Below are 21,191 nucleotides of genomic sequence, written 5' to 3'. Positions count from 1 at the left end.
CGCCTGCGCGGTCTCGCGCGGTGACGCTATGCTGATCGCGCAACTGAAGACAGGCCGCATGACGCACGCGGGAGAGCCCCGGGGCAACCCGGGCACCGAAGGAGCAAGCCTCCCCGCCAATCTCTCAGGTCCGCGTACCGCGCGCGTCCGGCCGCTCTGGAAAGCGATCCCTTCGGGGATCCGCCGACGGTGAAAGCCGGGTTCGCCCGGTGAAACTCTCAGGCCCAAGACAGAGGGGGAGTTCCGGATGCCGCAGCCGTGGCAGCCGCCCGCCCGCAACGGGAGAACTCATGTCAGATCCCCGCTCCACCGTCCTGCACCATCGTCACGCTGCGCTCGGCGCATCGTTCACCGACTTCGGCGGCTGGCTCATGCCCGTCCGCTATACGTCCGACCTCGCCGAGCACCACGCGGTGCGCTCTGCCGCCGGTTTGTTCGACATCTCGCACATGGCGGAGTTCGAGGTGAGCGGCTCCGTCGCCGGCGACTGCCTCGACGCCGCCCTCGCCGGCAGGATCTCGACGATGACCGTCGGAAAGGCGAAGTACTCGCTCGTCCTCGCCGACGACGGCGGAATCATCGACGATGTCATCGTCTACCGCCTCGGCGACGACCGCTTCCTCATCATCGCGAACGCGGGCAACCGCGAGCCCGTCTGGACGGCGCTCCAGGAACGGGCCGAAGGCTGGGACGTCGAGGTACGAGACCTCACCGATGACTACGCGCTCCTGGCGGTTCAGGGCCCGGCGGCGCTGGCGGTGCTCGAGTCCACCCCGGGCCTGTCGACTCCCGACGTCGCACTCGCGGACACGCGGTACTACGCGTGGGCCGCCGGCGAGTTCGCGGGTGAGTCGCTGCTTCTCGCACGCACCGGGTACACCGGCGAAGACGGGTTCGAGCTCATGATCCCGGCCCGCGCGGCCGAATCGCTCTGGGACGCCGTGCTGGCGGCCGGGTCGCCGCTCGGGCTGGCGCCGGCGGGCCTCGCCTCGCGCGACACCTTGCGGCTCGAAGCCGGGATGCCGCTGTACGGACATGAGCTCTCGCGCGACGTCGCTCCCGCGCAGGCGGGCCTCGGCCGCGTCGTCGCCACGGACAAGGGCGCCTTCGTGGGCCGCGAGGGCCTCCAGTCCCGTGACTCCTCCGGCGGGCCGGTGCTCGTCGGTCTCGTCTCGGAGGGCCGCCGCGCCGGCCGCGCCGGCTACGCCGTACTCGGCCCCGACGGCGAGCGCGTCGGTGAGATCACGAGCGGTGCCCTGAGCCCGACCCTCGGGCATCCCATCGCCATGGCCTACGTCGCACTCGAACACGCGGCACTCGGCACCGAGCTGGCGCTCGATGTCCGCGGTACCCGCATTCCCGCCACCGTCACCACGCTGCCGTTCTACCGGAGGAAGAAATGACCGATCTCGACGACCTGAAGTACACCGCCGAGCACGAGTGGGTCGCCCTGTCGGGCACCACCGCGACGGTCGGCATCACCGACTACGCCGCCGAGAAGCTGGGTGACGTGGTGTTCGTCGATCTCCCTGCCGTCGGAACCGCGGTGACCGCCGATGCCGTCTGCGGCGAGATCGAGTCGACCAAGTCGGTCGGCGAGCTCTACGCACCGCTGAGCGGAACCGTCGTCGAGATCAACGAGGCCGTCGTCGACGACCCGTCGCTCGTGAACGCCGGGCCGTTCGGCGACGGCTGGCTCGTTCGCATCGAGATCGATCCCTCCGACGCGGACGGTCTGCTCGACCGCGCCGCCTACGTCGAGCTCACCGGCGGAGACCGATGACCTCCGCTTTCGCCGCCCGTCACATCGGCACCGACGGCGCCGCGCAGCAGCGCATGCTCGAGGTCCTCGGTTATCCGGACGTCGACGCTCTGCTCGCCCGAGCCGTGCCCGCGGCCATCCAGGTCGATGCGGTGCCCGACAGCGTCATCCCGGTCCCGGCCGCCGAGCACGAGGCGCTCGCGGAGCTGCGCGAGCTGGCATCGCGCAACCGTCCGGCACGGGCGATGATCGGCCTGGGGTACTACGACACGCTCACCCCTGCCGTCATCCAGCGCAACGTCCTCGAGAACCCGTCCTGGTACACCGCGTACACGCCGTATCAGCCGGAGATCTCGCAGGGCCGCCTCGAAGCGCTCATCAACTTCCAGACGATGGTCACCGACCTGACCGGGCTCGCGACGGCGAATGCGTCGATGCTCGACGAGGCCACCACCGTCGTCGAGGGCATGCTCGTCGCACGGCGGGCCTCGAAGTCGCGCAGCAACGTGTTCCTCGTCGACGCGGATGCGCTGCCGCAGACGAAGGCGCTGCTCGGCCATCGAGCGGAGGCGCTCGGCATCGAACTGCGCGAGATCGACTTCGCCGGCGCCGCGGGCACGACCCCGTCCGACGAGCCGGTCTTCGGTGCATTCGTGCAGTATCCCGGTGCGTCCGGCCGTGTGTGGGATCCGAGCACGGTCATCGCGGAGGTGCAGGCTGCGGGCGGTCTCGTCGTCGTGGCGGCGGATCTCCTCGCGCTGACCCTGCTGCGATCGCCCGGCTCGCTCGGGGCGGATGTGGCCGTCGGCACCACCCAGCGGTTCGGCGTGCCGATGGGCTTCGGCGGACCCCACGCCGGGTACATGGCGGTGCGTGCCGGCCTCGAGCGCCAGCTGCCCGGACGGCTCGTCGGCGTCTCGGTCGACGCGGCGGGCGATCTCGCCTACCGGCTCTCGCTCCAGACGCGCGAGCAGCACATCCGTCGCGAGAAGGCGACGTCGAACATCTGCACCGCACAGGTCCTGCTGGCGGTCATGGCGTCGATGTACGCCGTGTACCACGGCCCGGATGGGCTCCGGCGCATCGCCGAGTCCGTCGCCGGTCACGCGGCCCTTCTCGCCGAGTGGCTGGCCGATGCGGGGGTCGAGGTCGAGCATGATGCGTTCTTCGACACGCTCGTGGTGCGCGCGCCGGGCCGGGCAGCAGGCGTCGTCGCGGCGGCCCGCGAATCCGGTTACCAGCTGTGGCACCGCGACGACGACACGGTCGGAGTCGCCGTCGACGAGACGACGACCGTCAGCGATCTGCACGCGATCGTCCGAGCATTCGGCGGTCCCGAGCAGCGCGCATTCGCATTCATCGGCGGATCGACGTGGGCTGACCGGCACGCAGCGGCGTCGCTTCGGCGCGAGGACGAGTACCTCACCCATCCGGTGTTCAACAGCCACCACTCCGAGACGGCGATGATGCGCTACCTCAAGCGCCTCGCCGACCGCGATTACGCGCTCGACCGTGGCATGATCCCGCTCGGGTCGTGCACGATGAAGTTGAACGCCGCGACCGAGATGGCCGCCGTGACCTGGCCGGAGTTCGCCCGCGTGCACCCGTTCGCACCCGCCGACGACGTGCGCGGGTATCTCGAGCTCATCGAGCAGCTCGAGGGGTGGCTCGCCGAGGTGACCGGTTACGACGCCGTCTCGCTGCAGCCCAATGCCGGCTCGCAGGGCGAGCTCGCGGGGCTGCTCGCGATCCGCGGCTATCACCGGTCGCGAGGCGACGACGACCGGACCGTCTGCCTCATCCCGTCGTCGGCGCACGGCACCAACGCCGCGTCGGCCGTGCTCGCCGGTATGCGCGTCGTGGTCGTGGCCTGCGACGAAGCGGGAAACGTCGACCTCGACGATCTCCGCGCCAAGATCGACGAGCATGCTGCGGCGCTCTCCGCTCTCATGATCACCTACCCCTCGACTCACGGGGTGTACGAGCACGAGGTGCTCGCGATCACCGATGCGGTGCACGCGGCGGGCGGTCAGGTCTACGTCGACGGCGCCAACCTCAACGCCCTCCTCGGTTTCGCGCGCTTCGGCGACCTCGGCGGCGACGTCTCGCATCTCAACCTGCACAAGACGTTCGCCATCCCGCACGGAGGCGGCGGACCGGGTGTGGGCCCCGTGGCGGCCAAGGCGCACCTCGCGCCGTTCCTGCCGTCTCACCCGCGCGCCCAGCAGGCCGAGCACGCCGGCGGGTTCGTCTTCGAGGGCGGTCCGGTCTCGGCCGCGCCCTACGGCTCGGCATCCATCCTTCCGATCTCGTGGGCGTACGTGCGCATGCTGGGGGCAGCCGGGCTGCGGGCGGCCACGGGAGCTGCGGTGCTCGCGGCGAACTACATCGCGGCGCGGCTGGGCGAGCACTATCCGGTGCTCTACGCCGGCGAAGGCGGACTCGTCGCGCACGAGTGCATCCTGGATCTGCGTCCTCTGCGGGAGCGCACCGGCATCACCGTGGACGACGTCGCGAAGCGGCTGATCGACTACGGCTTCCACGCGCCGACGATGTCGTTCCCGGTGGCGGGGACGCTCATGGTCGAGCCGACGGAGTCGGAGGACCTCGCCGAGATCGACCGTTTCGTCGAGGCGATGATCGCCATCCGCGCCGAAGCCGACCGGGTCGCCGCGGGGGAGTGGCCGGCCGATGACAACCCGCTCGTCGGCGCGCCGCACACGGCTGAAGCGGCGGCCGCGTCGGCCTGGTCGCACGCTTACTCGCGCGAAGAGGCCGTCTATCCCGTGCGGTCCCTCGTCCGCGGCAAGTACTGGCCACCGGTGCGTCGTATCGACCAGGCCTACGGCGACCGCAACCTCGTGTGCGCATGCCCGCCGCCGGAGGCCTTCGCCTGACGCCCCCGGCGTCGCGAGCACGCACCGTCCCGTCGAGCACGCACCGTTCAGCGCGCGTGCTCGACGCGGGGGTGCGTGCTCGGCAAGCGCGACGTGTCAGAAGAGCCCGGGCCACCACGATGCGGCCAGCGGGTAGCCGATGAACGCGATGAGGTCGATCACGACGTGCGCGACGACGAGCGGCATGACCCGGCCCCAACGGTGGTAGACCCACCCGAAGACCACGCCCATCGCGATGTTCCCGAAGATCGGACCGACGCCCTGGTACGCGTGGTACATCCCGCGGAGCGCGGCGGTCGACAGGATGATCGTCCACGTGCTCCAGCCGAGACGGCGAAGCCGGTCGAACAGGTAACCGATGAAGATGACCTCCTCGGTGAGTCCCGCCCGCAGGGCGGCCAGCGCGAGGAGCATGACGGCGGTCCAGCCGCCGTCGAGCGGTGCGGCCCCCACCTGGACGGTGATCCCGAGCGCCCGTCCGAGCGCGTAGAGCCCGAGGCCCGGCCCGCCGATGAGAACGACGAGCAGGATGCCGGCGCCGGCATCCTTTCCGAACACCCGGAAGTCCAGACCGATCCGGCGCAGCGCCGAGCGGCCGGGCTCCCAGAGGAAGTAGATCGCCAACGCGACGGGCGCGAGGTTGAAGAGGTTCGAGAAGACCTGCGACACCACCTGCCACGGGTCGACGGTCGCTGCACCGGGATTGAGCGAGGTCGACTGGTCGCCGAGGCTCACCGGGCTCGTCACCGCCTCGAGGAACGACAGCACTGAGAAGAACGCCGACCGGCCGACCGAGAGCGCCAGAACGAGGGCGATCTCCCACCACAGTCGGGTCCGTGACACGTGCGTCATTCTTCCTCCCGGGTCGATGTTAAGCCGGGGGATGGCGGGTCACGGGCGGCGGCGTTTGCGCGCGGGGGTCTCGGTCGCCAGGACGTGCTGCAACGGCTCGGGATCGGCGAGGCGGCCGATGGCGAGCATGGTCTCGACGCGGTCGATGCCCGGGATCGGCCAGACCTGCTCGACGAGCAGTCGCTGCAGATCGGCGTGGTCGCGTACGCGGAACCGCGCCATCAGGTCGTACCCGGCCGCCAGGACGATGACCTCGGTCATGGCGTCGATCGCCTTGAGCGCGGTCAGCACTGCGGCAGCGTCGGCGTTCCCGGTCAGCCGTAACGGCATCACGACGAGCATCGGATAGCCCAGCGCCGCCCAGTCGAGCTCGATCGTGTGCCGGCGGATGACGTGCCCGCGTTCCATCCGCGCGATGCGTTCCGCGACCGCCGGAGCCGACATCCCGACGTCCGCCGCGATGCTGCGCATCGACGCGCGGGCGTCCTCGTGCAGGCGATGCAGGATCCGCCGGTCGACGTCGTCGATCTCGAGGACCTCGCGCTCGGGTTCGAGCAGCGAGCGCAGGTGCGCTGGATCGGTCGTCATGCCCCTCCCCGGGGTGTGTCGGCGAAGCCGCTGCGTTCGAGCTCCCGGAGGACGTCGAGGGTGAACTGGACGTGGTCGAGGAAGTCTTCGACGTAGCCGTGCTCATCGTAGCCGTGCATGTTCCCGGCCGGTCGCAGGGTGCCAGTGGGGGAGATGATGGGGGCTCCGAGGTGCTCGAGGAACAGGGCGCCGGGACCCGCTCCCGTCATCACGTCGTAGACGACCGCGTCGGCGCCGAAGGCATGCCCGGCAGCGCGCACGACGGCTTCGCCGAAGGCGGACTCGACCGGTGAGTACGCGGGCGCGAGGGCGCGGATGACGGATACCGAGACGTCCGGATGCCGTGCGGAGAGGTGGGCGCGGATAGCATCCACCACGCGCTCCGGCTGCATCCCGGGGACGAGCCCGAAGCGCACGCGTGCAGACGCCGACGCCGGAATGCTCTGCCGCACGCCGTCGTCGAGGTCGAACCCGGAGAGGCTCATCGACGGCTCGAAGACGAACCGCGTCGAGAGCTCCGAGTCGGTTCCCGGCAGATAGGGTGTCACGCCGTCGCGGGCGATGGACACTCCGGGCAGGGTGATGTCCGCCGTGCGGCGACGCGCGCGTTCGTCCGGGACGATCGCCTCATCCCGCACGCCGGCGACCGCGATCCGCCCGTCGTCGGTGCGCATCGACGAGATCGCCGCCATCAGCTCGAGCGGTGCGGAGCGGAGGATCGAGGAGTACGACGGATGCTGCGCCGCGGCGAGGATGTCGAGCGACAGCTCGATCTCGAGCGACCCTCGGCATCCGAACCCGACGGCGGGGCGCCCGTCCTCCTCGCGGAGGTAGCTCTCCCACAAGCACGCGTCGGCGCGCAGCTCGGCCGCGTGCGCGGCGAGGACCGCGTCCAGGCCCGGGCTGCCGATCTCCTCGCATGGGTCCGCGAGGTAGATGACGCCGAACGGAGTCTGCCCGTCGTGGTCCTCGATCCAGAGGCGAAGCGAGGCGAGACGGCCAGCCACGTCGGCCTTGTCGTCGCACGCGCCGCGCGCGTACATGGCACCGTCCCGGATCTCCGCGGCGTACGGCGGCGAGGTCCAGCGCGACGGATCGCCCTCGGGCTGGACGTCGTAGTGGTTGTACAGCAGCAGCGACGCATCGCTCGCCCCGGCTCGGAAACCGACGACGACGGGTCCATAACCGGGGATGTCGTAGCGCACGACGCGATCCATCAGCGGCACGAGGCGCTGCTCGATCCAGTCGGCGGCCGCTGCGATCGCGTCGAGTCGACCGGCGACTGTCGGGAACCGGCAGAGTTCCCGCCAGCTCGCGACGATCTCGTCGGCGCGGTCGTCGATCCGGGGGTCGCGCGCCATCCTCACTTGCCCCGGGGCAGCGAGACGGGGACGAGGTCGTAGGGGTAGTCCGAGATGAGCTCGTAGCCGTCCTCGGTCACCAGCACGATGTCCTCGAGGCGAACGCCGCCGAAGCCCTGACGGTAGCAGCCCGGCTCGATGGCGATGACGTCACCGGCGACGAGGACGGCGTCGTTCTGGTTGAGGCTCGGGGGTTCGTGCACCTCAAGGCCCACGCCGTGTCCGAGCGAGTGGAAGTACCCCTCGTCGAGCACCTCGCCCGGCTTCTTCGTCAGCTGGGTGGGCTGGCCGGCGGCCTCGATGGGCTCGCACGAGATGCGGTGCAGCTCCGCCACGGGCAGCCCCGGACGGATCGCCGCGAGCGTCGCGTCGAACGACTTCTTGACGATGTCGTAGTAGAAGGCGAGCTCGTCGTCGATGTCGCCCTTGACGAAGGTCCGGGTCATGTCAGAGTTCCCGCCCGAGGCGATGTCGCGCGGGCAGATGTCGACCGTGACGGGCTCGCCTTCGAAGATCTGACCGGCTCCGGCGTGATGCCCGATGCACGTCTGCGCTCCGTGGGCGACGATCATGCCCGCGTCTTCGCAGCCGTTGCGGAGGAAGACCGACCGGATGCGGTCCTTGAGGTCCTCGCAGGTCAGCGGCGTGCCGTCGAGCAGAAGGCCGCCGTCTGCGTCGACGGTGGCGCGGTCCATGGCATCGGCGACGAGCGAGACGCCCGCCTCAGCGGCGACCTGCGCCCGGCGGATGCCCGCCAGCTCGTGCGGAGTCTTCACGCGACGGCGCTGCACGAACAGGTCGCGGTCCACGCGGACCTCCACCCCGTTGGCGCGCAGGTGATCCGCCACCTCGAGCGGGAAGGTGGGCGGCACGGCGGCGCGTGTCACGCCGAGCCTGCGGCAGGCGGCGACGAGAGTGGAGAGCTCCGCGAGGTCGGGGTCCTGGCCGGCGGCGCGGAAGTCGTCGAAGCCGAGCTCATCGAGGGGGAACACGGTCATACCCGGCACATCGCGCATGCGCGCCGCCTCGAGCGACTTGATGGCCACGTGCGGCGCCCCATCGACCTCGATGTAGAGGAAGGGGTCGTGCACGTCGTGGGGGATGACGTGACGCATGTCGGCGGCCAGCGTGCTCGCGTAGATGAGGATGGCGTCGTCCACCACAGCGGCTCTCCTTCGGTCGTGGGTTCCGGTGGGATCCGGAACGACTCGACCTTACATCAGAGAGGTGCTTGCGCCGGTTCACCTTTCTATCGAAAGCGTACGTGGGCGCACGCGAGTGGAGTTGAAGGTGTCGGCGGATGGTTGCGACCGGCCCCCCGGCGTCCCGGTTGACGCACCGCGCAGAGGGGGAGGCTCACCCGGTGCACGATGGCAACCCCGCGGGCGCGATTGTTGCCGACATGTAACGGTTTGGGCCTGGATGCGGTCACAGGGCGGGAGCGCGCTTATCGTCGGGGGTATATCCCGTGCTCCGGACACCGGTGTGTCCTTGCCGCCGTCGACCGTGAGCGCGTACCCGTCACCCAGGAGGAAACATGTCGAGACGACGTTGGGGAGTCGGCGCGATCGCGCTGGTGTCCGCCGTCACGCTCACGCTGGCCGGTTGCTCGGCCGGCGGCGACAGCAACACGGGCGGGGGCTCCAACGCCTCCGCGATCATCACCACGAACGGCACCGAGCCGCAGAACCCGCTGCTGACCTTCGGCACCACCGAGACCGGCGGCGGCCGCATCCTCACCTCGATCTACGCGGGCCTGGTCAGCTACAAGGCCGACGGCACGATCGAGAACGAGGTCGCTTCCTCGATCGAGAGCGATGACAACGTCGTCTGGACGATCACCGTCGCCGACGGCTGGAAGTTCACCAACGGTGAGGAGATCACCGCTCAGACGTTCGTCGACACCTGGACCGCCGGTGCTCAGGATGAGAACGGCGCGTACTGGTTCTACACGATCGAGGGCGCGTCCGACGACGGCAGCACCGCACCCACCGGCCTCGCGGTCGTCGACGACATGACCTTCACGGTCACGCTCAAGGCGCCCGACGCGGACTTCCCGCTGCGCCTCGGCTACACGGCTTACATGCCGCTGCCGTCCGTCGCCTTCGACGACCTCGAGGCGTTCGGCGAGAACCCTGTCGGCAACGGCCCGTACATGCTCGACGGCGAGGGCGCATGGCGCCACAACGAGGGCATCGACCTCGTTCCGAACCCCGACTACAAGGGTGTGCGCGAGGTCAAGAACGACGGTCTGAACATCGTCTTCTACACCTCCCTCGAGTCGGCCTACGCCGACGCGCAGGGCGGCAACCTCGACGTGCTCGACACCGTTCCCGACACGGCTTTCGCGACCTACGAGACGGACTTCCCGGAGCGTTCGGTCAACCAGCCCGCGGCGATCTACCAGGGCTTCAACATCCCCTTCTACCTGCCGAACTTCGGCAACGACGAAGAGGGTCAGCTGCGTCGCGCGGCGATCTCGATGGCGATCAACCGCGAGGAGATCACCGACACGATCTTCCAGGGCACCCGCACGCCGGCCACCGACTTCACGTCGCCGGTCGTCGAGGGCTGGAGCGACGACCTGCCCGGCTCCGAGGTCCTCGAGTACAACCCCGAAGAGGCGAAGGCGAAGTGGGCCGAGGCCGAGGCGATCAGCCCGTACGCCGGACCGTTCACCATCACGTACAACTCCGACGGTGGCCACCAGGCCTGGGTGGATGCTGTCGCGAACAGCATCGCCAACACGCTCGGCATCGAGGCGGTCGGCTCGCCGCAGCCGACGTTCGCCGCTGCGCTCGACCTGCGCACGAGCGGCACCCTGACCGGCGCCACCCGCGCCGGATGGCAGGCGGACTACCCGTCGCAGGGTAACTTCCTGTCGGCGCAGTACAGCACCGGCGCCAGCTCGAACTACGAGGGCTACACCAACCCCGAGTTCGACCAGCTGCTGACGCAGGCCGCATCGGCTCCGTCCATCGAGGACGCTGCCGGCCTGTACGAGCAGGCTCAGGAGATCCTGATGCGCGATCTGCCCAGCGTTCCGCTGTGGTACCAGAACGCCGTCGGTGTCTGGGGCGAGGGCGTCGACAACGTCGTCTTCGGCTGGGACTCGGTGCCGCTCTACAACCAGGTCACCAAGGGCTGAGTTCGGCTCCAGGCGATCATCGAGTACGGTGTCCGGGGCGCATTCGCGTCCCGGACACCGTGCTGACCGGGGCCCTCTCGCCCTCACTACCCGAACCCATTTAGGAACTATTCGTCGATGCTCTGGTTCATCGGTCGACGGCTGCTGCAGCTGATCCCCGTCTTCTTCGGGGCGACCCTTCTCATCTACGCCCTCGTCTTCCTCTTGCCGGGAGACCCGATCGCCGCCCTGTACGGCGAGCGTCAGCCGTCTCCCGCCGTCATCGAGGCGGTGAGGGCGCAGTACAACCTCGACAAGCCGTTCATCGTGCAGTACTTCCTGTACATCGGTGCGCTGCTGCAGGGTGACTGGGGCACGACGTTCTCGGGCCGCCCCGTCATCGACGTCATGGCTCAGGCGTTCCCCATCACGCTGCGACTGGCGGTCCTCGCCCTCGCGATCGAAGCGTTCTTCGGCATCGTCGTCGGTCTCATCGCGGGCCTGCGCAAGGGCAAGCTCTTCGACGCCACCGCTCTGGTCGTCAGCCTGCTCCTCATCTCCGTGCCGACCTTCGTCATCGGTTTCGTCCTGCAGTACATCCTCGGCATCCAGCTCGGCTGGTTCCGCACCACCGTCAGTGCGGGTGCGCCCTGGAACGAGCTCCTCCTGCCGGCGATCGTGCTCGCGACGGTCTCGTTCGCGTACATCGTCCGGCTCACCCGTTCCTCCGTCGCGGAGAACCTCTCCGCCGACTTCGTCCGCACGGCGACGGCCAAGGGCCTCAGCCGCCGTCGCGTCGTCACGGTGCACGTCCTGCGCAACTCGCTCGTCCCCGTGGTGACCTACCTGGGCGTGGATCTCGGATCGCTGATGGTTGGCGCGATCGTGACCGAGAGCATCTTCAACATCAACGGCGTCGGCGGCACGATCTATCGCGCCATCACGATCGGTGAGGGACCCACGGTCGTGTCCTTCGTCGCCATCATGGTCATCATCATCATGCTGGCGAACCTGCTCGTCGATCTCCTGTACGCCTGGCTCGACCCGAGGATCCGCTATGCCAAGTAATCTCCGCCGGAATCAGGAACACTTCGTCGCTCCCGAGGAGGAGACGCCGCTCCAGGCGATCGACGCCGTCTCGACCGACGACAAGCCGCGCACCGTCTGGAGCGACGCGTGGCAGTCGATGCGCCGCCGGCCCATGTTCTGGGTCTCCGCCGTGCTCATCGTGCTGATCCTCGTCGTCGCGATGTTCCCCGGGCTCTTCTCGCCCGTGTCGCCGACCGCGAACTGTCAGCTGGCCGACAGCAACGCCGGTCCGCGTGCCGGACACATCTTCGGATTCACCCGCCAGGGCTGCGACGTCTACGCCCGCGTGATCTACGGCACGCAGTCGTCGGTCATGGTCGGCTTCATCGCGACGCTCATGGTGACGATCTTCGGCTCGATCGTCGGCGCCCTCGCCGGATACTACGGCGGCATCCTCGACGCGATCCTGTCGCGCGTGGCAGACATCTTCTTCGCCATCCCGACCGTGCTCGGCGCCATCGTCTTCATGTCGGTCGTGCCCGACCGGACGCCGCTCGTCGTCGCCCTCGTGATCGCGGTCTTCGCGTGGCCCCAGATCGCCCGCATCATGCGCGGCGCGGTCCTGACGGCCAAGCAGGCCGACTACGTCGTGGCGTCCATCGCGCTCGGCGTCTCGCGCTGGCGCGTGCTGCTGCGTCACGTGCTGCCGAACGCGATCGCGCCCGTCATCGCCGTGGCCACGGTGTCGCTCGGAACCTTCATCGTCGCCGAGGCGACCCTGTCGTTCCTCGGCATCGGCCTGCCCGGGACGGTGATGAGCTGGGGCAACGACATCAACTCCGCGCGCCAGTCGCTCACCACGAGCCCCATGGTGCTGATCTACCCCGCCGCCGCCCTGTCGGTGACGGTCCTGTCCTTCCTCATGCTGGGTGACGTCGTGCGCGATGCCCTCGACCCGAAGGAGCGTGCGCGCCGATGAGCGACACCACGTCCTCGGATGCCACGCCGCTGCTGGACATCCGCAACCTCCACGTCGGGTTCCAGACGAAGGCCGGACTCGTCCCGGCCGTCCGCGGCGTCGACCTGACGATCTACCCGCGCCAGTCGGTCGCGATCGTCGGCGAGTCCGGTTCCGGTAAGTCCACGACGGCTCAGGCGATCATCCGGCTGCTCCCGGGCACCGGGCGGATCACGGACGGCCAGATCATGTTCGAGGGCCGCGACCTCGCGGCGCTGTCGAACCGCGAGCTGCAGGCCGTGCGCGGGGCGCAGATCGGCTACGTCCCGCAGGATCCCATGTCGAACCTCAACCCGGTGCTGACCGTCGGGTTCCAGGTGCGCGAGGCTGTCCGCTCGAACCGCAGCGCGACCGGTCGCGCCGCAGTCCGCGATCGTGCCGTCGAGGTCCTCACCGAGGCAGGGCTGCCCGACGCTGCCGACCGGATGCGGCAGTACCCGCACCAGTTCTCCGGTGGTATGCGTCAGCGTGCGCTCATCGGGATCGGTCTGTCGGCGCGTCCGAAGCTCCTCATCGCCGATGAGCCGACGTCGGCTCTGGACGTCACCGTGCAGCGCCAGATCCTCGACCACCTCGGCACGCTCACGACGGACTTCGGCACGTCGGTGCTGTTCATCACCCACGACCTCGGCCTGGCGGCCGAGCGCGCCGAGCACCTCGTCGTGATGTACCGCGGTCGCGTGGTCGAGTCGGGCCCGTCGCAGGAGATCCTCGCCGATCCGAAGCATCCCTACACGAAGCGACTCGTGTCCGCGGCCCCGAGCCTCGCCTCACGTCGCATCCAGGCGGTGCGCCACCACGAGGACGTCGACGTCTTCGGCGCGGGGGAGCAGTTCCTCGCACGCGCCGAGGAACGCGAGGCCGAGGCAGAGGCGGTCGCTGCGCGCAGTGACTTCATCGACATCCGCAACGCGCGGCGTGTCTACAAGGTGCGCACCGGCGGCCTCTCGTCGAAGCAGATCGTCGCCGTCGACGACGTCAGCATCCAGGTGGCGAAGGGAACGACGACCGCGATCGTCGGCGAGTCGGGGTCGGGCAAGTCCACGCTCGCCAAGCTCTTCCTGCAGCTGGAGCAGCTGACCTCGGGTGAGATCCACTTCGACGGCAAGAAGCTCGGCGGGCTCAGCCGCGCCGAGGAGCTCGCTTTCCGCCGCCGGGTCCAGCCGGTCTTCCAGGACCCGTACGGCACCCTCGACCCGCAGTACAGCGTCGGCGACACGATCGCCGAGCCCATGCGGGTGCACAAGTTCGGCACCCAGAAGGAGCGATCGGCGCGGGTACGCGAGCTGCTCGACCAGGTGTCGCTGCCGGCAGCGGCGAAGGATCGCTATCCGAGCGAGCTCTCGGGCGGTCAGCGTCAGCGCGTCGCGATCGCGCGCGCGCTCGCGCTGAAGCCGGACGTGCTCGTCCTCGACGAGGCCGTCTCTGCGCTCGATGTGCTCGTGCAGGGCCAGATCCTGAATCTGCTGACGGAGTTGCAGACGGAGCTCGACCTGACCTATCTGTTCATCACCCACGACCTCGCGGTCGTGCGTCTCGTGGCCGACAACGTCTCGGTCATGCGACGGGGTCGCCTGGTGGAATCGGCGACGACCGACGAGGTCTTCGACCACTCCACCGAGGAATACACGCGCGAACTGCTCGCGGCCATTCCCGGCGCCGGATTCCAGTTCGGCGTCTGAGTCCCCGCAGTATGCGCAAGACCTACCGGCCGGCGTCGGCGACCATCGCGGTCGTCGGCGCCGGTCTGCTCGGTGCCTTCCTCCTCGGTGACGCCTTCGTCCGGGGTGGTGTCGTGCAGGGTCTGCTGCTGGCGCCCTGGGTCTTCCTGGCGGTGTGGATCATCTACACGCTGCTCTACGCGCCGTTCATCGCGACCGACGAGAACGCGATCGTCATAGCGAACCCGCTCCGGGTGACGCGTGTGCCCTGGCCGTCCGTCACCGACATCCGATTGCGCTGGCAGGTCACCGTCGACACGGCCGACGGCCGCTCCATCGCCGCCTTCGGCGGTCCGTCGCCGAGCCGGCCGTCCCGGGTCGGCCGTGGTGCGTGGTCCAGCGTCCGCGAAGAGGCGGAGCGGATGCCGGCCGCCGTCCGCGAGCTCGAGGAGATCCGCTCGGCGTGGGAAGAGCACGAGCCCGAAGCGCCGGATGAGGCGATCGCCGTCACATGGAACCGCGCGGTTTTGTTGCCCCTCGCCGTCATCGTGCTCTGGGCGGCTCTCGCCCTCGCTTTCGGCGGCTGAGGTCGACCGGGGGCCGCTCCTGGCTATGTGCTCAGCCGCCGCGCGCCGCGATGAGCAAGGCGTGCGCCGACGGCGGCATGCGTAGGACACATTTTGCTAACGAACTCGTTTCGCGCAACACGTTGGAAACGAACGCACGCAAGGGTAGTGGTCATCTGAACTCGGCGGCGGTGTCGCCGAGCGGGGAGCGGAAAGGTCTTCCGTCGCCCGGATCATCAAGAGAACAGGAGTGGGAATGCGTTTCACGCGTATCTCCATGGCGGGCGCGAGCGCCGCTGCCCTGGCGCTCGTCGTCGCCGGCTGTGCGCCGGCAGACGGCGGCGAACAGGAGACGACGACGGCGAGCCAGTCCATCGCCGTTTCAGTCGGTCCGAACGACTTCATCAGCTACAACGGCTTCACGCCCGAGACGTACTCGACGTACAACTCGGCGATCGTGGACCGGCTCCTCGCGGGCTTCAGCTACTTCGACGAGGTCGGCGCCATCCAGCCGAACACCGATCTGGGCTCGTACGAGCTGATCTCGGAAGACCCGATGGTCGTCGAGTACACCATCGCCGATGACGCCGAGTGGTCCGATGGCACGCCCATCACGGTCGCCGACGCCGTTCTCGCGTGGGGTGTGCAGAACCCCAACCTCGCCGGAGCCGAGGGCCCGCTGTTCAACTCGGTCTCGCAGGACCTCGGTGACACCGTTCCCGCCGGCCCGCAGGGTGACGCCGACGCGAAGTCGTTCACGGTCGAGTTCGCCGCGCCGGACCCCGACTGGCAGATCCAGACCTGGATGCTCAGCCCGGCGCACGTCGTGGCCGAGCAGGGCGGCCTCTCCACGGAGGAGCTCGTCGAGGCGATCCGCGGCGGCGACGCCGCTGCCCTCGCCGACGCGGCCGATTTCTGGAACACCGGATGGAACACCGCCCCCGGCACGCTGCCCGACGAGGCGCTCATCCCCAGCTCCGGCCCCTACGTCCTCTCGTCGTGGGAGGCCGGCCAGTCGGTGACCCTCAAGCGCAACGAGAACTACTACGGCACGCCGGCAGCCAATGACGAGCTCGTCATCCGCTTCGTCGAGCAGGACGCGATGGTCCAGGCGCTGCAGAACGGTGACCTCGACGTCATCGCCCCCCAGCCCACGGTCGACACCGTCTCGCAGATCGAGGAGCTCGGCGACGCCGCTCAGCTGCTCACCGGCCAGACGCTCACCTGGGAGCACCTCGACTTCAACTTCAAGGGCAACGCGTCGCTCGCTAACAGCCTCGAGCTGCGTCAGGCGTTCGCGATGTGCGTGCCGCGCCAGCAGATCGTCGACAACCTCATCAAGCCCGTCAGCTCGGACGCCGAGGTCATGAACGCCCGCGAGGTGTTCCCCTTCCAGGAGAACTACGACGAGGTCGTCTCGGCCGCGTACGACGGCCGCTACGACGAGCCCAACCTCGAAGAGGCCAAGGCCCTCGTCGACGCCGCCGGCGCTGCCGGCACCGTCGTCCGCATCGGCTACTCCGCTCCGAACCCGCGCCGTGCCGACGAGGTCGCCCTCATCAAGTCGTCCTGCGACCAGGCCGGCTTCGAGATCCAGGACGTCGGCAACGCCGACTTCTTCCAGCCCGGTGGCACCCAGGAGCGCGGTGACTACGACGTGGCCCTGTTCGCCTGGGCCGGTTCCGGCCAGATCACCTCGGGCCAGAACATCTACGCCACCGATAAGCCGCAGAACTACGGCGGATACTCGAGCCCGGTCGTCGACCAGGCATGGGAGACGCTCGCGACGAGCCTCGACGAGTCGGTTCACCTCGAGCAGACGAAGATCATCGAGAAGCAGCTGTGGGACGACCTCTTCGGCATCCCGGTGTTCGCTCACCCCGGTGTCGACGCCGCTGCTGCCGACATCGAGAACGCTCAGCACTCGGTGGGCCAGAGCGGCATCATGTGGAACGCCGAGAAGTGGTCGCGCGCAGAATAAACGTATTCTGTCTCTGACACGACCAGAGTGTGGGCCGTCGCTGCGGTGACGGCCCACACTCCCGTGAGGGGCACATGTGTGCCCCGCGTACGACCAAGGGACCTCGACTTCCGTGCTGAAATTCATCATCCGCCGTCTGGCGGCAGCGGTGGGCATCATGCTCGCCGCATCCCTCTTGATGTACGTCCTGACGATCAACTCCGGCGATCCGCTCGCCGACCTGCGAGAGAGTAACGCGGACAACCGCGAGCAGTTGATCGCTCGGCGTATCGAATACATGAACCTCGACCAGCCCTGGTTCCAGCGCTACCTCACCTGGCTCTTGGGTGCGAGCAAGTGTCTGATCGGCCAGTGCGATCTCGGCCTCACCCGACAGGGCGTCGAAGTGTCGACGCTCGTCGGGCAAGCGGCGGCCTCGACGCTGAGGCTCGTCCTGCTCGCCACGGTCCTGGCACTGATCATCGGTATCGCGATCGGCATCATCACCGCCATCCGGCAGTATTCGGGCCTGGACTACGCCGTGACGTTCCTCACGTTCCTGTTCTTCTCGCTGCCGGTCTTCTGGGCCGCGGTGCTCTTCAAGGAGTACCTCGCGATCGGGTACAACGATTGGATCCGCGATCCGGAGCTGACGCCGATACAGATCATCGTGATCGCCGTCGTCATCGGGTTCGTCGTGCAGGTGCTCGGCGGCGGCTCGCTGAAGCGACGGGCGGTCACCTTCGCCGTCACCGCCGCGGTCCTGGGGGCAGCGCTGCCCCTCATGCTCGCGACGAACGCGTTCCGCGAGCCGCGACTCACCATCGTCGGCGTGGCCGTGCTCACGGTCCTCCTCGCGCTCAGCGCGACAGTGGCGTCCGTGGGGCTGCACAACCGGCGGGTGCTCGTCATCGGTCTGGCCAGTGCGGGACTCGTGGTCGTCATGCACCTGGCGCTGACGAACGTGTTCATCTACTACATGAACTGGGGCGTGCTCGCCGGCGGTGCGCTGCTGGCGATGATCGTGCCGTTCCTCATCGGGCGGTTCTTCGGCGGACGCTTCCGCGGGCCGGCGACGGTCGTGGCGTTCGTGACGATCTTCGGCGGTGCCCTTCTGACGGTCGTGGACTCGCTCTTCCGCGTGTGGCCGTCCTTCCTGCAGCGCAAGCCGCGTCCCATCTCCACGATCGGCGCGCAGACGCCGAACTTCGACGGGACGTTCTGGCAGACCTTCCTCGACATCGGCACGCAGATGCTGCTGCCGACGCTGCTGCTGACCGTGATCTCGTTGGCGTCGTACAGCCGCTATACGCGGACGTCGATGCTCGAGGTGGGCAACCAGGACTTCATCCGCACGGCGCGGGCGAAGGGCGTTCCCGAGCGGCTGGTCATCTTCCGCCATGCCTTCCGCAACGCCCTCATCCCGATCGCCACCATCGCGGCCTTCGACTTCGCGGGCCTCATCGGCGGCGCGGTCATCACCGAGCGCGTCTTCGGATGGAAGGGAATGGGCGATCTGTTCTCGACCGGTCTTGCACAGGTGGACCCGAACCCGGTCATGGCCTTCTTCCTCGTGACCGGCCTGGCCGCGATCGTCTTCAACATGCTGGCGGACATCTTCTACGCCGTCATCGACCCGAGGATCCGAGTATGACGAACCCGAACGACAACGTCCCGACCACGACGTCGGTGCTCTCGGTCGCCGAGGCCGAGGACGCAGCCCTCGCCAAGAGCACCGCGGCGCCTCGCTCGCAGGCCCGGATCGTGTGGGGGCGCTTTCTGCGCCACCGTGCAGCGACGATCTCGGCGGTCGTGCTCATCTTCCTCACCCTGCTGAGCTTCACGTCCGTCGGTTTCGCAGGCATACCGGGGTGGTGGCCGCACGATTATCGCGCAGCGGGTGACGTCGTCAACGGCGGCGTGCCGACGCTGAGCCTCATCCCTGAATGGCTCGGGGGCGACGGCATCCGCTTCGGCGAGCACCCGTTCGGCCAGGAGAACACCGGCAAGGACTTCTTCGCCCTGACGATGATGGGCACGCAGCGTTCCATCCTGCTGGGTCTCGTGCTCGGTATCTCGTCGACGGTGATCGGCACCATCATCGGCGCCGTGGCGGGCTACTACCGCGGCTGGGTCGACTCGGTGCTGATGCGCATCACCGATCTGTTCATCGTGATCCCCCTCCTGGCCCTCGCGGCCGTCGTGGGTCAGATCGCCGGCAACCTCGGCAAGAACCCGATCATTCTGGCGTTCATGCTGTCGCTCCTGACGTGGACCGGCCTTGCGCGCCTCGTGCGCGGTGAGGTGCTGTCGCTCCGTGAGCGGGACTTCGTCCTCGCGGCGCGGGCGTCCGGCGCCGGGGGGGCGCGCATCATCTTCCGTCACCTCATCCCCAACGTCATCGGTGTCATCGCCGTGAACGCGACGTTCGCGATCGCGGGGGCGATCCTCCTGGAGAGTTCGCTCTCGTACCTGAACTTCGGCGTCCAACCGCCCGAGACTTCCTTGGGCCTGCTGATCAACCAGTATCAGGGCAGCTTCACCAGCAGGCCCTGGCTGTTCTGGTGGCCGGGCATGATGATCCTCGCGATCGCCCTGTCCATCAATTTCCTGGGCGACGGCATCCGCGACGCGTACGACCCGCGCCAGTCGCGCAGCGTGCGTCGGGAGATCAAGAGGAGGAACCGCGCATGAGCGTCACAGCCACGCGTACCGCACTGAAGTTCACCGACCTTTCCGTCACGTTCCTCACCGGCTCGGGCGACGTCAACGCCGTCAAGGGCATCTCGCTCGAGGTGCGCCCGGGCGAGGTCGTCGCGGTAGTCGGCGAGTCGGGCTCCGGCAAGTCGGTGACCTCTCTCGCCGCGATGGGCCTCCTCGCCGAGAACGCCATCACCCGCGGATCCATCACCGTCGGCGAGACCGAGGTGATCGGGCTTCCGAACGAGCGCATGCGCAAGCTCCGCGCCAGCGAGATCGCGATGATCTTCCAGGAGCCGATGACGGCGCTCAACCCGGTGCTCACGATCGAGCGTCAGCTCACCGAGATCTTCGAGCTTCACGACGTCGCCTACGGCGAAGACGCGCGGGACCGATCGATCGGCCTGTTGCGTGACGTCGGCATCCCCGAGCCGGAGCGGCGCATCAAGCAGTACCCGCATCAGTTCTCGGGTGGTCAGCGTCAGCGCATCGTCATCGCGATGGCGATCGCGCTGGATCCGAAGGTCATCATCGCGGACGAGCCGACCACCGCCCTCGACGTTACGGTCCAGGCGGAGATCCTCGATCTGCTGCGGCGCCTGAAGGACCACCGTGATGCGGGCATCCTTCTGATCACGCACAACATGGGCGTCGTCGCCGACATCGCCGATCGCGTCGCTGTGATGTACCGCGGTGACCTGGTCGAGGTGGGCGACGTGGAGGACGTGCTCACCCGGCCCCAGCATCCCTACACGAAGAAGCTGCTCGCCGCCGTTCCCCGCCTCGACCCCGAGCTCACCTCACGAGCTGCAGGCGGCGCCACGCGCGACGTGGTGCTGGAGGCGAACGGACTCGTCCTCGAGTACGCCGGGCGCGGCAAGACGTTCCGCGCCGTCGAGGACGTCTCGTTCGACCTCGCCGCCGGCGAGGTGCTCGGCATCGTCGGCGAGTCCGGTTCGGGCAAGTCGACGATTGCGCGCGCCGTGCTCGGGCTGATGCCGGTCGCGGACGGGACGCTGAGTCTCGGCGGACGGGACCTCGCGAAACTGCGCGGGCGCAAGGCGAAGAACGTACGGCGCGACATCGGCGTCGTCTTCCAGGACCCCGCGGCATCCCTCGACCCGCGGTTCCCGATCGGCGACTGCATCATCGAGCCGATGGCCATCCACCGTGTCGGCACCAAGGCGGAGCGGCTCGACCGGGCCCGCGAGCTGCTCGACGCCGTGCGGCTGCCGCGCGACGTGCTCGAGCGCTACCCGCACGAGCTGTCCGGCGGTCAGCGTCAGCGCGTCTCGATCGCGCGGGCTCTCACGCTGCGGCCGAAGCTCTTCGTCGCCGACGAGCCGACGTCGGCGCTGGACGTGTCGGTCCAGGCCGCGGTGCTCGACATGCTGAAGGAACTGCAGGAGACGTACTCGTTCGCCTGCATCCTCGTCAGCCACGACCTCGCCGTGGTCGACCAGCTGTCGGACCAGATCCTCGTGCTCAAGTCGGGGCGAACGGTCGAGCAGGGGCCGACGTCGCAGGTGCTGCTGCAGCCCCGCGAGTCGTACACCCGGGAACTGCTGGCAGCCTCGCCGGTCCCGGATCCCATCGAGCAGCGCCGGCGCCGCGAGGAACGCCGGGCCGCTCTCGACGCGTCCTGAGGGCCGGACTCCGACCTTCTCGCA

General features: G+C 68.7%; 16 protein-coding genes and 1 riboswitch. Of the genes, 12 read left to right on the top strand and 4 right to left on the bottom strand.

Annotation, left to right across the window (positions count from 1 at the left end; genetic code table 11):
• Positions 1 to 58 precede the first annotated feature (58 nt).
• A riboswitch (glycine riboswitch) is annotated at positions 59 to 150 on the top strand.
• A 140-nt stretch (positions 151 to 290) separates the two neighbouring features.
• From gcvT to gcvP, 3 genes are read left to right on the top strand one after another with little or no spacing between them, the layout of a single operon-like run.
• Positions 291 to 1,403, top strand: coding sequence for a glycine cleavage system aminomethyltransferase GcvT (gene gcvT / locus DO944_RS04500; protein ID WP_112614970.1), 1,113 nt, complete (start codon positions 291 to 293; stop codon positions 1,401 to 1,403).
• On the top strand, positions 1,400 to 1,783 hold the full coding sequence (gene gcvH / locus DO944_RS04495; protein WP_112614968.1) for a glycine cleavage system protein GcvH: 384 nt from the start codon (positions 1,400 to 1,402) through the stop codon (positions 1,781 to 1,783). The genes gcvT and gcvH overlap by 4 nt, the downstream gene beginning before the upstream one ends.
• Positions 1,780 to 4,659, top strand: a complete 2,880-nt coding sequence (gene gcvP / locus DO944_RS04490; protein ID WP_112614966.1) for an aminomethyl-transferring glycine dehydrogenase — start codon at positions 1,780 to 1,782, stop codon at positions 4,657 to 4,659. The genes gcvH and gcvP overlap by 4 nt, the downstream gene beginning before the upstream one ends.
• Positions 4,660 to 4,755: 96 nt before the next feature.
• On the opposite strand, the gene DO944_RS04485 is transcribed toward gcvP, so the two are convergent.
• From DO944_RS04485 to DO944_RS04470, 4 genes are read right to left on the bottom strand one after another with little or no spacing between them, the layout of a single operon-like run.
• Positions 4,756 to 5,511, bottom strand: coding sequence for a CPBP family intramembrane glutamic endopeptidase (locus DO944_RS04485; protein WP_112614964.1), 756 nt, complete (start codon positions 5,509 to 5,511; stop codon positions 4,756 to 4,758).
• 39 nt (positions 5,512 to 5,550) lie between these two features.
• A complete protein-coding gene (locus DO944_RS04480) occupies positions 5,551 to 6,099 on the bottom strand; it encodes an Lrp/AsnC family transcriptional regulator (RefSeq protein WP_023950488.1) in 549 nt (182 codons plus the stop codon).
• The gene (locus DO944_RS04475) at positions 6,096 to 7,460 is read right to left on the bottom strand and encodes a M20/M25/M40 family metallo-hydrolase (protein WP_112614962.1); all 1,365 of its coding nucleotides are present in this window, start codon (positions 7,458 to 7,460) and stop codon (positions 6,096 to 6,098) included. The genes DO944_RS04480 and DO944_RS04475 overlap by 4 nt, the downstream gene beginning before the upstream one ends.
• Positions 7,461 to 7,462: 2 nt before the next feature.
• Positions 7,463 to 8,623, bottom strand: coding sequence for a Xaa-Pro peptidase family protein (locus tag DO944_RS04470; RefSeq protein ID WP_146752005.1), 1,161 nt, complete (start codon positions 8,621 to 8,623; stop codon positions 7,463 to 7,465).
• A gap of 374 nt (positions 8,624 to 8,997) precedes the next feature.
• On the opposite strand from DO944_RS04470, the gene DO944_RS04465 reads away from it, so the two are divergent.
• The 9 genes from DO944_RS04465 (at position 8,998) to DO944_RS04425 (ending at position 21,167) form a co-directional block, all read left to right on the top strand.
• Positions 8,998 to 10,608, top strand: a complete 1,611-nt coding sequence (locus DO944_RS04465) for an ABC transporter substrate-binding protein (protein ID WP_112614958.1) — start codon at positions 8,998 to 9,000, stop codon at positions 10,606 to 10,608.
• 117 nt (positions 10,609 to 10,725) lie between these two features.
• Positions 10,726 to 11,655 (top strand): ABC transporter permease, encoded by a 930-nt coding sequence (locus DO944_RS04460; RefSeq protein ID WP_023950495.1) that lies wholly within the window; start codon positions 10,726 to 10,728, stop codon positions 11,653 to 11,655.
• On the top strand, positions 11,645 to 12,595 hold the full coding sequence (locus DO944_RS04455; protein ID WP_023950496.1) for an ABC transporter permease: 951 nt from the start codon (positions 11,645 to 11,647) through the stop codon (positions 12,593 to 12,595). The genes DO944_RS04460 and DO944_RS04455 overlap by 11 nt, the downstream gene beginning before the upstream one ends.
• On the top strand, positions 12,592 to 14,316 hold the full coding sequence (locus DO944_RS04450; protein ID WP_112614956.1) for an ABC transporter ATP-binding protein: 1,725 nt from the start codon (positions 12,592 to 12,594) through the stop codon (positions 14,314 to 14,316). Before DO944_RS04455 ends, DO944_RS04450 begins: the two co-directional genes overlap by 4 nt.
• A gap of 11 nt (positions 14,317 to 14,327) precedes the next feature.
• Positions 14,328 to 14,882 (top strand): PH domain-containing protein, encoded by a 555-nt coding sequence (locus DO944_RS04445; protein WP_112614954.1) that lies wholly within the window; start codon positions 14,328 to 14,330, stop codon positions 14,880 to 14,882.
• Positions 14,883 to 15,117: 235 nt separating this feature from the next.
• On the top strand, positions 15,118 to 16,842 hold the full coding sequence (locus DO944_RS04440; protein ID WP_112614952.1) for an ABC transporter substrate-binding protein: 1,725 nt from the start codon (positions 15,118 to 15,120) through the stop codon (positions 16,840 to 16,842).
• Between the two features lie 112 nt (positions 16,843 to 16,954).
• Positions 16,955 to 18,475 (top strand): ABC transporter permease, encoded by a 1,521-nt coding sequence (locus DO944_RS04435; protein ID WP_112614950.1) that lies wholly within the window; start codon positions 16,955 to 16,957, stop codon positions 18,473 to 18,475.
• On the top strand, positions 18,472 to 19,515 hold the full coding sequence (locus DO944_RS04430; RefSeq protein ID WP_112614948.1) for an ABC transporter permease: 1,044 nt from the start codon (positions 18,472 to 18,474) through the stop codon (positions 19,513 to 19,515). The genes DO944_RS04435 and DO944_RS04430 overlap by 4 nt, the downstream gene beginning before the upstream one ends.
• Positions 19,512 to 21,167, top strand: a complete 1,656-nt coding sequence (locus DO944_RS04425; protein WP_112614946.1) for an ABC transporter ATP-binding protein — start codon at positions 19,512 to 19,514, stop codon at positions 21,165 to 21,167. The genes DO944_RS04430 and DO944_RS04425 overlap by 4 nt, the downstream gene beginning before the upstream one ends.
• The last annotated feature ends 24 nt before the right edge of the window (positions 21,168 to 21,191 follow it).

Origin of the sequence: Microbacterium sp. SMR1 (assembly GCF_003289625.1) — a bacterium.
GTDB lineage: Bacteria > Actinomycetota > Actinomycetes > Actinomycetales > Microbacteriaceae > Microbacterium > Microbacterium plantarum.
This window is presented reverse-complemented; position numbering and strand designations above follow the sequence as displayed.